Genomic DNA, 12,681 nt, shown 5'->3' on the forward strand with positions numbered 1-12,681 from the left:
AAACGTCCCATATGTCTGACGTGTCAGAAATTCGGTAAACGAGGGAGGCAGCCGTTAAACTCGCGTTTTTTTGCGCCTACGCTCCTTACCACGCGTCGCGCCACTGATCCGGCCTCTCCATGAACACAATTGCCTCCACTCGCCTTGCCCTATTACTGCTGGGCCTGAGCACTCCTGCGCTGGCCGATGATGCCGCGTTGATCCTCGACCCCAGCGTGGTCACCGGCTCACGCAGCGCCAGCCCGACCTTCGACCTGCCCTACTCGGTCGACGGCATCAGCCGTGAGCAGATCAGCGACGGCCAATTGGGCATCAATGCCTCCGAGGCGCTGGCCCGCGTGCCGGGTCTGGTGGTGCAGAACCGCCAGAACTACGCCCAAGACCTACAGATTTCTTCCCGCGGCTTCGGCGCCCGCTCCGCCTTCGGTGTGCGCGGCATCAAGCTGATCGCCGATGGCATTCCCGCCAGCACGCCGGATGGCCAGGGCCAGGCAGCCACGTTCAACCTCGACACCGCTGAACGCATCGAAGTGCTGCGCGGCCCTGCGGCCACCTTGTATGGCAGCAATGCTGGCGGCGTGATCCAGATGTTCTCCCGCGACGGCGAAGGCCCGCCGCGCATTGGCGCCGAAACCCTGGTGGGCAGCGACGGTTTGAACAAGAACCACCTGACCGCCGAGGGCGCAGCGAATGGCGCAGGCTTCGTGCTCGACGCCTCGCGCATGGACACCAACGGCTACCGCGACCACAGCAGCGCGCGCCGCGACCAGACCTTCGCCAAGTTGAACTTGCAGCCGGATGACGACAGCAAACTCGCATTGATCTACAGCAGCCTGGAACAAAACGGCACGCAGGATCCGTTGGGGCAGACCTGGGCGGCGTACAAGGCCGATCCGCGCTCGGTGAGTGCCAATGCACTCACCTACAACACGCGAAAAAGTATCGATCATCAGCAATTGGGGATGAATTACGAACGTTACATCGGTGATGCGACGTTGCAGGTGAATGCGTATACAGGGCGGCGGAGTGTGATTCAGTACCTGTCGATTCCTGACAAGTTCGCCAGTGGTGTGACCAACCCTGCCAATGCGCGCGGCGGCGTGGTGGCGTTCGACCGCAAGTTCTACGGCGGTTCCGTCCACTGGTTGCAACCTATCACCAGCGTTCCGGGCGACCTGACCCTGATCGCCGGCGTCGACTACGACCGCAGCCAGGACGATCGCCAAGGCTATTCCAACACCGTCAATGGCGTTCACGGCGTAAAAGGCGCTCTTGGCCGTGACGAAATCGACACCGCCACCAGCCTTGACCCATTCGTGCAAGCCAACTGGTTACTCGGTGACTGGACGCTGCAAGCAGGCCTACGCCACAGCACCATGGAAATGAAAGTAAACGACCACTTCCTCGGCGACGGCAACGACAGCGGCAGCAAGACTTACCAGAAGAACACACCGTCAGTCAGCGTCATGTACGCCTTCACACCTGACTTGCATGGCTACGTCAGCGCTGGCAAAGGCTTTGAAACCCCGACGCAAGCTGAATCGGCATATTCCGGCAACTCAAACGGCTTCAACTTCGCGCTCAAGCCTTCGGTCAGCACGCAGTATGAGGTGGGCCTGAAAGCACGCGTCGGCGAGGACACACGCATCAACGCCGCCGTATTCCAGATCACGACCGAAGACGAGTTGGTGGTGCAGCAATCCAGCGGCGGCCGTACGACTTACCAAAACGCCGGCCGTACCCTGCGCCGCGGCTTCGAACTGGGCATCGAAAGCCAGCTCAGCGAACACTGGAGCACCCACCTCGCCTACACCCGCCTGCAAGCCACCTACGACAGCGACTTCACCAGCGGTGGCAGCACCGCCGTCGACAAGGGCAACTACCTGCCCGGCGTGCCGCAAACCACGCTGTTCGCCGAACTCAACTGGAAGCCCCGCGACTGGGTCAGCACCGCCATCGAAGGCCTGTACCGCAGCAAGGTGTATGTCGAAGACACCAACAGCCAGCGTGCCGCGCCGGCCTACAGCGTCTTCAACTGGCGCGCACGTTTTGAGCAGAAAGTCGAACACTGGACCTTCCACCAGACCCTGCGCCTGGACAACTTGCTCGACCGCCAATACGTCGGCTCGGTGATCGTCGGCGATGGCAACAACCGTTACTACGAAGCCGCTCCTGGCCGCTCGTGGTACGCCGGTGCTGGTGCCGAGTACCAATTCTAAAACCACCACAAGGCTCATGTGGGAGCTGGCTTGCCTGCGAATGCGTTAGGTCAGCAACAAATGTACTAACTGACACACCCTGTTCGCGGGCAAGCCCGCTCCCACATTTTGACCGCGATCAAACCTGAGCTGGCAAGCGCTGATCGATGAGTTTGTACAACGCACTCTCCGATGGCCAGTTACGCATAAACCGCGCACGATCCTTGGCATACGCTGAGGCAAAGCTGGCGTCGGAGGTGTGTTGGCACATGGCATCAAGGTCGATCAGCGACCAGCGATCCGTGTCCCAAAACAGGTTGTGCCCCTTGAAATCACCATGGCTGATGCGCTCGCGGATCAGTTCAGCGAACAGGTAATCCAGCGCCTGCAGCTCGTTTTCCGGCGCATCGCCGTTTTCAACGTACGGCGCAAAGCGTTCGATGATGTCCTGGCCAGGCAGGTATTCGGTGATCAGGTACGCGCGGCTACGCAACCAGAAAAAGCGTTTTTCCAGTACCGCCAGCGGCTTGGGCGTGGCAATACCGAGGAACGCCAGGCGGTTGCCTTCACGCCAGGAATGCCAGGCGCGACTCGGACGCCAGAAGCGCTTGAGCCAATGGGCGAAACCCTTGATGTTGTAGCGTTTGATCACCAACTGACGCCCAGCCACTTCGACCTTGGCCACGCTGGCAGCACCACCGGTTTTATACAGATGGCCCTTATCCAGCAGCGAATCGGCCTGCTCCAGCACCGGCAGCATCGCCGCCTCTTCTTCGCGGCGAATGGCGCGCAAGGCAAAAGCGCCACGCACCACGCTGAACAAGGTGCACTCGCGCCCGACTTTGTTCAAAAAGTCCTTGAGGCGCCAGGCGCTGACCTTGCGCACCTGCTTCTCCAGGGCTTCCAACGGCAGGGCGTGCTCGCCATTGCTCAGCAGGTAGTACACCAGCAGTTCTTCGGTGAACGGTTCGAGATTCTTTGGCAACTGGGCGAAAAACACGCCGAGGTTTTCCAGGACGCGGTTGCGCGACAACGGCTTGCCCGCCTCTTCGACGCGGATCCCGGCGCCATCGATCAGGTACAGCTTGCCGTCTTGGCGCAGCAGGTTGTCCAGGTGCAGGTCTTCCTGCCACAGCCCCCGAGTGTGCATCTGCGCAATTGCGCCCAGCGCTTCGGCCAGCACCGCAGTTTGTTCGTCAGCCAATGGCGGCAACCCTTCGACGGCCTGCCAGGCATCGGCCAGGCTTTCGGCGCCCTCGATGAATTCGAACAGCAGCCAACCGCCCTCGCCTTCCTGCAAGCCATCGGCCAGCAACAACGGCGTGGTCAGGCCTTGCTCGGCCAGCAGGCGCACGCCGCTGAGCTCTCGCTGAAAGTGCCGTGCCGCCTTGCTGCCCACCAGTAACTTGGCCAACACCGGACGGCCACGCCACACGGCGGCGCCTACATAGCGTTCGCCCGGCAGCACGCGCAACAGGCTTAACAGTTGCAACTGACCTGGGCCCGCCGCATCGGCCAGCTCAAGTGTCAGGGGCAAGTCCGGGGAACGGCCGGCGGTTTTCAGCTCGGACAAACGCATCAACGGTTTTCCTTGTGGCTGCGGCGGACGGTCAATTTCTGTAGCCAAGTGGCGACCAGCGCGCCGTCCTCCGGCTGATCGAGGTAGGCAGCCAGCAGTTGACGCACCTGCTCGTGAGACCACTGCGGCGCACGACGCAACAGCGGCTCCAGGTCCTTGACCCGATCACGCCAGCCGAACAGCAGCGGGCGGGTTTTCTCCAGGTCGATCAACTGCGCGGCATAACCGTCGCCGGTGGCCTGTAGGAAAATATGCTTGGGATAGAAACAGCCATGCACCTGGCCGACACTGTGCAATTGACGCGCAAGCTGACCGCAGGCCAGCAGGATCGCGCAGTGCTGCGCATCGCTCAGTTGCGCCCACTGCTCCAGCAGCGAATCCAGGTCATTCCAGCCGTCCAGGGCGCGGGTCAGCAACATGGCGCGGTGTTCGCCGTTAACTTTACGCTCGCCGTAGAACGCCGCTTGCAAGGCGGGAATACCGAGCTTGCGATAACGGCTGATATTGCGGAATTCGCGGGAAAAACTCGGCTCGCCAAAAGGGCGGTGCAAGCTGCGCGTCAGGTAATTACTCTGGCGCTTGAGGTAGTAACCCTGACCGTCGAGTTCAAGGCGGAACACGCTGCTCCAGCCACCGCGACTGGTATTGGGTTCATCCACCGCGTCCAGTTGTTTGGCCCACAAGGCATCGAACGTCGCCAGGCCGTGCCGCTCCAACAGCGCACGGTCTTCAGCCGCCAGGAAATCACTCATTCGCGTCCCTCGAAAAACTTCACCACGTGGCGAATCCGCTCTTTATCCGATGCACTCAAGTGCCGGCACTGACGGTACTGCATGTAGAAGCGCAGGCGCTGGGTGGCGGACAGGTGATATTTGGCCACCTTGTCCAGGCAGGCCAAGTCTTTGGTGATGCGGTACTTGAGCCAAAACCCACGCCAGAAATCGCCATTGGGGCAATCGATCAGGTACAGGGTGGCCTGGTCATCGATCAGCAGGTTGCGCCACTTCAAATCATTATGGGTAAACCGATGGTCGTGCATCGTGCGCGTGTATTCGGCGAGTTGGCGGCTCACCGCATTGACCCACTTGGGGTCGCTCAGGCGCGCGTCGTTGCGCTCGGCCAGCACCGAGAGGTCTTCGGTCCTCGGCAGCTCGCGGGTGATCATCGCCCCACGGTTGTAGGCCAGGCCTTTGCGTTCCAGACCCCAGGCCACCACATCGGCGGTGGGAATGCCCCACTTGGCGAAGCGCTTGAGGTTCTGCCATTCGGACTTGACCCGCGGCTTGCCCAAGTAACGCCGCAGGCCCTTGCCGGCGCCGGTGTAGCGCTTGACGTAGTAATTGACCCCGCCGCGCTCCACGCGGATCACTTCCGACAGTGGGTCACGGGTCAGCCGCTCGCCTTGCAGGGCGAATACCGCTTCGAGGCTTCCAAAATCATCCGCCAGATTGGCGTAAGCAGGCTCCAGGTTCCAACCCGCCATCAGATTGCATCCCCGAGGCGCTGCTTGCGCGCGTAGAGCTTGTCGGCCTTGCGCTGCATCAGGTTCAACGACGCCGATTGCTCGGCCAGAATCTGGCGCAGCGGCTGGCGGAAGTAACCCTTGAGGAAGCGCAGTTTGTCGCGACGGGTCAGGCCAATCTCCAGCGCCGAGTAGTACAGCGCGGAGAGATCCTTGTCGCGCCAGCGCAACGGCAAGTGCGCGCGCAATTGGGCGCGGTGCAGGTCGATCACCGACAGCTTGATGCTCTTCGCATCGATGGGCTTGGCAGTGTCCAGCAGGAAATGGCACAGGTAGCAGTCGCGGTGGTTCACACCGCCACGGTGCATGTCGCCGACCATGCGCGCCAGTTCATGGGTGAGCGCATGACGCAACGCAGGCGCCGGAGGCTCGGCCACCCAGTTGATGGTCAGGTCTTCCAGGCTAAGGGTCGGCGCCAGCTCTTCAGTGATGATGAATGAGTGCTGGTCCGCCGGATTGCTGCCTTTTTCGCCGAAGGCCACGCCAGTCATGGTCGGAACGCCCAGTTCCTGCAAGCGGTGGATGGCATCCCACTCCAAGCCAGCGCCTAGCACCGGCAACTTGGCGGTGATCAGGTTCTTGAAGATTTCCGCCCAGCCAATGCCGCGATGAATTTTCACAAAATACGGACGGCCATCCACCACGGTACGCAGGGTGCGACGCGCCGCCAGCTCACGGAATACTTCGCCTTGCAGTTTCTCGACTTCGGCAAAGGCATCAAGCCCGGCCCATAACGTCTGGAACGGTTCGGCAAGAATCAATTTCATCGTTTTGGCTCCGCCAGGATCACATCCGCAGCGTGCTGCGGCATGCTGTAAAGGTCGGCCGTCTCAGCGAAGGCCAAACCATTGCGGCTCCAGGCCGCGCGCCGTGCAGTGTCAGTGAGCATATTCGTCAGGTACTGATTGAGCTGCGCTTGTTCGAACGGCTCATCCAGCACCAGGCCGCTGTCGGCTTCGCCAATGTAGTGGGCATAACCACACACGGCCGAGACCAGCACCGGCAGCCCGGCCACCAGGGCTTCAAGCAATACGGTGCCGGTGTTTTCGTTGTACGCCGGGTGGATCAACAGGTCGGCGCCCAGCAGGAAGCGCGGGATATCACTGCGGCCCTTGAGGAACTGCACGTTGTCCCCCAGGCCCAGCGTGGCGCTTTGCAGTTGGAATACTTTGGGGTCGTCCTGGCCGATTACAAACAGGCGCGTGCGTTTTTTCAGCTCAGACGGCAACGCGGCCACAGCCTTGAGGCTGCGGTCGACACCCTTGGTCTTGAAGCCCGAGCCGATCTGAACCAGCAGTAAATCGTCGTCGCCCAGGTTGAATTCCTTACGGAAACCCTCGCGAATTTCTGCGGCATTCGGCGGCGCGCGGCGGTCCTGGGCAATCCCCGGCGGCAGCAGATGGAAGCGCTCCAGCGGCGTGTCGTAGTGTTTGATGAACAGCGGCTGCTGCACTTCGGAGATCATCAAGACCTCGGTCTTGGCGTCCTTGGCGAACACCGCGCGCTCGTACTCGGCAAAGTGCTTGTAGCGGCCAAAATAGCGGTACAGCGAGTGGCGCAGGTTTTGCGCCTTGTCTTCAAAGCAGCCGTCGGCGGCGTAATACACATCCAGGCCAGGCATTTTATTGAAGCCGATCAGACGGTCCACCGGGCGCTTGGCCAGGTCGGCGGCCATCCAGGCGCTGAGTTTCTCATTGCGCCGATGGTTGAAGAACGCCTTGACCGGCGCCACCAGCACTTCGAAACCGGGCGGGATATCGCCTTCCCAGATCAGCGTGTAGACACGAATCTGGTGGCCGCGCTGCTGGCACTCCAGGGCGATGCGCATGAAGTCGCGCTGCAGGCCACCGAAGGGGAAATATTTGTACAAAACAAAAGCCAGTTGCATCAGTGCAGCTCCTCAGCCAATAACAACGTGCTCAGTCGGCTTGCCACACGCTCAGGGTTCAGGCGCGTGAAGCACAGGGGCGACTCGCGCTTGAGGTCGAACCGACGCAGGTCGTCGGCCGTCGGTTGATAGGTACAGTGTTTTTGCAGGCACGGCGCGCAAGGGAAGTCGCTGGCCAGGTGAATCTGGCCCTTGCCGTAGGCGCCGGTGAGGCCGGGGTTGGTCGGGCCGAACAGGGAAATGGTCGGCACATCCAGCGCGGCGGCCAAGTGACCGAGACCGGTGTCCACCGCCACACAGGCACGGGCGCCGGCCAGTACCCGGGCGACACCGGCCAGGTTCAACTTGGGCAGCACTTCGGCGTTTTGCAGGCCTTGGGCCAGGCGTTCGGCGCGGGCCTTTTCGGCGGCGTTGCCCCAAGGCAATTTCACATCCACGCCCAGACGCCCCATGCGCTCGGCCAGCTCGCGCCAGTAGGCTTCGGGCCAGTGCTTGGTGTCCCAGGTGGTGCCGTGCAGCAGCAGTACAAACGGCTTTTTCGGCGGCAAGCCCAGGAGCTTTTCAGTGCTCAGGCCGTAGTCGCCCAAGCCCTTGGGCAAGTCATAACCGAGGGCCACGGCGAACAGCTGACGCAAGCGCTCCACCGCGTGCTGCCCACGCGCCACGGCGAGGCGGCGGGAATAGAAACGTGCAGCCATCGGCTCACGGGCGGAATTTTTGTCGAAACCCGCGATGGGCGCACGCACGTAGCGGGTCAGCCAGGCGCTTTTCAGCAGTCCCTGGGCGTCGATCACCAGGTCATATTTGGTCGACTGGACTTGCTGCTTGAAGCGCCGCCATTCGCCACTCTTGATGGTCTGCCAGATGTTCTTGCGCCAGCGGCGGATCGCCACCGGGATCACCTTGTCGACCGCCGGGTGCCAGGTGGGAATCTCGGCGAAGCCTTCCTCCACCACCCAGTCGAATCGGATGCCGGGGATCGCCCGCGCCGCGTCGGTCAGGGCCGGCAAGGCATGAATCACATCGCCCAGGGATGAGGTCTTGATTACCAGTACGCGCAAACTATCGGACCTCGACCGCAGAGCCCTGCAACCGCTGCAAGGCTTCATTCACCGGCTGCGGCAGCAACTGGCGCATGCAGTTGTAGTGACCAAAACGGCAGGTGCGATCAAAACACGGGCTGCACTCCAGGCCCAGGCGCACCACTTCGACCTTGTCGGCCAACGGCGGCGTGAAGCCCGGTGATGTGGAGCCGTACACCGCCACCAACGGGCGGTTCAGCGCGGCGGCGACGTGCATCAGGCCGGAGTCGTTGGACACCACCGAATCGGCGCAGGACAGCAGGTCGATGGCTTCGGCGAGCGACGTGTCACCACTGAGGTTGACCGCCTCTTCACGCAGGCCGGGAATCAGGCGCTGGCGAATGTCTTCGCCTACCGGATGGTCCTTCTTCGACCCGAACAGCCACACCTGCCAGCCTTCACGGATCTTGGCCTCGGCAACCTTGGCGTAGTGCTCCGACGGCCAGCGCTTGGACTCGCCAAACTCGGCCCCCGGGCACAGCGCCAGGACCGGACGGTCGAGCTCCAGGCCGAACTTGGCCAGGGCGGCGTCACGGCTCACCGGGTCAATCTGCAAACTCGGACGCGGATACGGCGTGGGCAACTCGGCGCCCGGCTCGTAGGCCAGGGCCATGAAACGCTCGATCATCAACGGGTAGCGCGCTTTGTCCAGGGTACGCACGTCATTGAGCAGCACGTAACGGAACTCGCCACGCCAGCCGGTGCGTTTGGGGATGCCAGCAAAATAGGGCACCAACGCCGACTTGAGCGAATTGGGCAGCAGGATCGCCTGGTCGTATTCACCCGCCAGGGATTTACCGATACGACGGCGGGTCGCCAGCTCCAGAGCGCCATGGCCGAGCGGAAAGCTCAGGGCCTTGCGCACTTCGGGCATGCGTTCGAGGATCGGCCGGCTCCACTCAGGGGCAAGTACGTCGATCTGGCAGTCCGGGTAGCGCATACGCAGGCACTGGAACAGTGTCTGCGCCATCACCATGTCACCGACCCAACTGGGCCCAACGATCAGAATATTCATGTAGTTTCCACAAACGATGCGGGGAGGCTTATGCCTCCCCGCATCGAAATTTTCTGTAGGAGACGAACAATTGCAGGAGCTGGCTTGCCAGCGATAACGTCCGAAAGATCTCCATGGATTCCAAGGGCCTCATCGCCGGCAAGCCGGCTCCTACAGTTGACTCAACTTAACCCCAGTTCTTTCCAGATTCGCATCACCTGGCGCCGTTCGTCGGCGAACTGATCCCCGGCCACCGTGCCCGCCTCGTTTTGCAAGGCCTGGCGGTGCGCGGCGGAACGGTAGGCCTTATACACCTCGCGCAGCAGGTGGGCATCGGCGGCAGGCATCAAGCCCACCTGCTCCAGGCCTTCCAGAATGCGGATATTGTCGGTGTAGCGCAGCAACGATGGATGTTGCGCAGACCACGCCAAAGCCGCGTATTGCACCATAAATTCAATATCGACGATACCTCCGGCGTCCTGCTTGAGGTCGAACGCCGCCGTGGCCTCGAAGGCATTGGCGCCGGTGCCGGCCGCCGTGGTCTTGGTGCCCAGGTTGTCGCGCATCTTGGCACGCATCTCGCTGACCTCCTGGCGCAGCTTCGCCAGGTCGCGCTCCTGCCCCAACACTTTAGCCCGTACCTGCTCGAATGCCTGCCCCACATCCTGGCTGCCCACCAGCACCCGCGCGCGGATCAGCGCCTGATGCTCCCAGGTCCAGGCTTCATTTTGTTGATAGCGGTCAAACGCCCCCAGCGAACTCACCAGCAAACCGGACGCGCCGGAAGGCCGCAGGCGCATGTCGACTTCGTACAACTGGCCGGAGTTGGTCTGCGTGGTCAGCAAGTGAATGATGCGCTGGCCCAGGCGCGTAAAAAACTGCGCCCCGTCGATCGGCTTGGCGCCATCGGTTTCCGCCTGCGGATCGCCATCGTGGATAAACACCAGGTCCAGGTCCGAACCATGCCCCAGTTCGATCCCGCCGACTTTCCCATAACCGACAATGATGAACCCAGGATCGCACAGGGTGCCGTCCACGCGTTGCGGCGAGCCATGGCGCGCCACGGTCTGGCGCCAGGCCAAGGCCAATACTTGTTCGAGGATGGCCTCGGCAAGCCAGGTGAGGTAGTCGCTGACTTTCATCAGCGGCAGGCTGCCGGCGATTTCCGAAGCGGCCACGCGCAGGCGGTGGGCCAGCTTGAAGTGGCGCAGGGCTTCCATCTGTTGCTCGAGGTCGTCTTCGGGGATGCGCGTCAGGCGCTCGCGCAACTCGGCGGCCAACTCAGGCGCCAACGGAGGCTTGAACAGACGGCCTTCGTTGAGCAATTCGTCGAGCAGCAACGGGAAACGGGTGATCTGCTCGGCGATCCACGGGCTGGCGGCGCACAGGGTCAACAGGCGACGCAGAGCGTCGGGGTTTTCCGTGAGCAGCACCAGATAGGCGGAACGCCGCGCGACGGCTTCGACCAATGGCAGCACGCGCTCCAACACCAGGTCCGGATTGGCGTGCTCCACCGCTTGGGCAAGCAGGCGCGGAATAAATGCATCCAGCCGCTCACGCCCCAAACGCTGCATGGCGCGCAGTTGCGGGCTGTTGCGCAGACCGGACAACGCCTTGAGCGCCTTGGTCGCGTCGGTGAAGCCGCCTTCGGCCAATTGCCGGCAGGCGGCCTCTTCATCTTGGGATTCTTCCCACAGCGGCAACCACTCACCGCCCACCACCAACTCGCTTTCTTCGCCCTCTTCTTCGTCAGGATCGGCGATCACCTGGCGAAAATGCCAGTCCACCCGACCGCGCCAGTACATCAAGCGTTCGTGGAAGGCGGCCCAGTCGGCAAAGCCCAACATAAAGGCTATGCGCGCCTGGTCTTCCGGGCTGTCCGGAAGCATTTGCGTCTGCCGGTCGGCAATCGCCTGGATCGCGTGTTCGGTGTAACGCAGGAATTCGTAGCCATTGCGCAATTCGGCGATCACCGTCGGCGGCAGGTAGCCCTGGCCTTCCAGCGTACCGAGTACCTTGAGCAGCGGGCGCTGTTGCAGGCTCAGGTCACGACCGCCGTGGATCAGCTGGAAGGCCTGGGCGATGAATTCCACTTCGCGGATCCCGCCCGAGCCCAGCTTGATATTGTCGGCCATGCCCTTGCGCCGCACTTCCTGCTGGATCAGCTGCTTCATGGTGCGCAGCGCCTCGATGGCGGAAAAATCCAGATAACGGCGGTAGACGAACGGTCGGAGCATGTCGAGCAGTTGCGCACCGGCCACTTGGTCGCCGGCAACAACCCGCGCCTTGATCATGGCGTAGCGTTCCCAGTCGCGGCCCTGGTCCTGATAGTACTGCTCCAGCGCATTGAAGCTGAGCACCAGCGCGCCGGCCGAACCGTAGGGGCGCAGGCGCATGTCGACACGGAACACAAAGCCATCGACGGTCATTGGATCGAGGGCCTTGATCAGTTTTTGACCAAGACGAATAAAGAACTCCTGGTTGTCCAGAGAGCGTTTGACGCCAACGGTCTCGCCGCCCTCGGGGTAGGCGAAGATCAGGTCGATATCCGACGACAGGTTCAGCTCCACCGCGCCGAGCTTGCCCATGCCGAGGATGACCATGTGCTGCGGCTCCCCGCTGCGCCGGCCAGTGGGCGTGCCGAATTGCACGCAGTGGCGCTGGTACAGCCACTGATACGCCTGGTCGATGCTGGCGTCGGCCATATCGGAGAGGTCGCGACAGGTTTGCACCAGGTCGGCCTGGCGGGTCAGGTCACGCCAGATGATGCGCACTTGCTGACGCGTACGCTGACGACGCAGCACGCGGCCCAACTCATCTTCTGTTTCGGCTTGTTGCACGGCGCCAGCCATTTGCCCGCACAGCTCGCCAGGGGCGAAACCTCGGTCCAACTCGCCCCAGGCCACGAGTTCGAGCAACATCAAAGGGTCACGAACACTCTGTTCAATGACGAAATCACTCGCCGCGCACACGCGGGCGAAGTCGGCCCACCGTTGCGGCGTCCACGCGGAAAGTCCATGATCGTCGTCCAGCGCGGCCACTGCGTCACGAAATGACTGCTCGGCCCGCTGGGCTTTTGGCAAGAGAATGGCCGGGAGTTCGGCGAGTGTTGGAAGGCTCATGGTCTATCCTTGATCGGCGCGTAAATGGCCTGTTGCTGTGAACGCAAGAACCACGCTCTATGAAGGACTGTCGAACAAAGGTTAGAAATAGCTGAAATTAATTTCATTTTGGCAGCCAACATCAAACATTCACCTTTTCTTGTTCGCAAAAGATCAACAATAACGATTATGCTCACCAGCCAGACCGAGCCATACGCTCAGTCTTGTGTAGTTTTACTACTCGTATATACATTCGAAAGGCTGAAATGGCCGACGATTTGTAGTAAAACTACAGGACGCCGAAGCAACCTTCGGCC

Annotated in this window: 9 protein-coding genes; 1 reads left to right on the forward strand and 8 read right to left on the reverse strand. The window is 61.8% G+C overall.

Annotation, left to right across the window (positions count from 1 at the left end):
* The first annotated feature begins 119 nt into the window (after positions 1-119).
* A complete protein-coding gene (locus tag WH299_RS06190; protein ID WP_339549868.1) occupies positions 120-2,219 on the forward strand; it encodes a TonB-dependent receptor family protein in 2,100 nt (699 codons plus the stop codon).
* Positions 2,220-2,337: 118 nt separating this feature from the next.
* Here the strand turns inward: WH299_RS06190 and WH299_RS06195 are convergent, their stop codons facing one another.
* The 8 genes from WH299_RS06195 to glnE form a co-directional block, all read right to left on the reverse strand.
* The gene (locus tag WH299_RS06195; protein WP_339549870.1) at positions 2,338-3,777 is read right to left on the reverse strand and encodes a lipopolysaccharide kinase InaA family protein; all 1,440 of its coding nucleotides are present in this window, start codon (positions 3,775-3,777) and stop codon (positions 2,338-2,340) included.
* A complete protein-coding gene (locus WH299_RS06200; protein WP_122730536.1) occupies positions 3,777-4,529 on the reverse strand; it encodes a lipopolysaccharide kinase InaA family protein in 753 nt (250 codons plus the stop codon). The genes WH299_RS06195 and WH299_RS06200 overlap by 1 nt, the downstream gene beginning before the upstream one ends.
* Complete coding sequence (locus WH299_RS06205) at positions 4,526-5,260, reverse strand: lipopolysaccharide kinase InaA family protein (RefSeq protein WP_122730535.1); 735 nt, start codon at positions 5,258-5,260, stop codon at positions 4,526-4,528. Before WH299_RS06205 ends, WH299_RS06200 begins: the two co-directional genes overlap by 4 nt.
* Positions 5,260-6,066, reverse strand: coding sequence for a lipopolysaccharide core heptose(I) kinase RfaP (gene rfaP / locus WH299_RS06210; protein WP_122730534.1), 807 nt, complete (start codon positions 6,064-6,066; stop codon positions 5,260-5,262). Before rfaP ends, WH299_RS06205 begins: the two co-directional genes overlap by 1 nt.
* Positions 6,063-7,187, reverse strand: coding sequence for a glycosyltransferase family 4 protein (locus tag WH299_RS06215; protein ID WP_323623133.1), 1,125 nt, complete (start codon positions 7,185-7,187; stop codon positions 6,063-6,065). Before WH299_RS06215 ends, rfaP begins: the two co-directional genes overlap by 4 nt.
* Complete coding sequence (gene waaC / locus WH299_RS06220; protein ID WP_122730532.1) at positions 7,187-8,248, reverse strand: lipopolysaccharide heptosyltransferase I; 1,062 nt, start codon at positions 8,246-8,248, stop codon at positions 7,187-7,189. Before waaC ends, WH299_RS06215 begins: the two co-directional genes overlap by 1 nt.
* Position 8,249: 1 nt before the next feature.
* Positions 8,250-9,284, reverse strand: a complete 1,035-nt coding sequence (gene waaF, locus WH299_RS06225) for a lipopolysaccharide heptosyltransferase II (RefSeq protein WP_028615468.1) — start codon at positions 9,282-9,284, stop codon at positions 8,250-8,252.
* Between the two features lie 161 nt (positions 9,285-9,445).
* Complete coding sequence (glnE, locus tag WH299_RS06230; RefSeq protein WP_339549873.1) at positions 9,446-12,385, reverse strand: bifunctional [glutamate--ammonia ligase]-adenylyl-L-tyrosine phosphorylase/[glutamate--ammonia-ligase] adenylyltransferase; 2,940 nt, start codon at positions 12,383-12,385, stop codon at positions 9,446-9,448.
* Positions 12,386-12,681: the final 296 nt, after the last annotated feature.

The organism is Pseudomonas sp. MYb541, from assembly GCF_037479595.1.
In the GTDB taxonomy this organism is placed as follows: Bacteria; Pseudomonadota; Gammaproteobacteria; order Pseudomonadales; family Pseudomonadaceae; genus Aquipseudomonas; species Aquipseudomonas canadensis.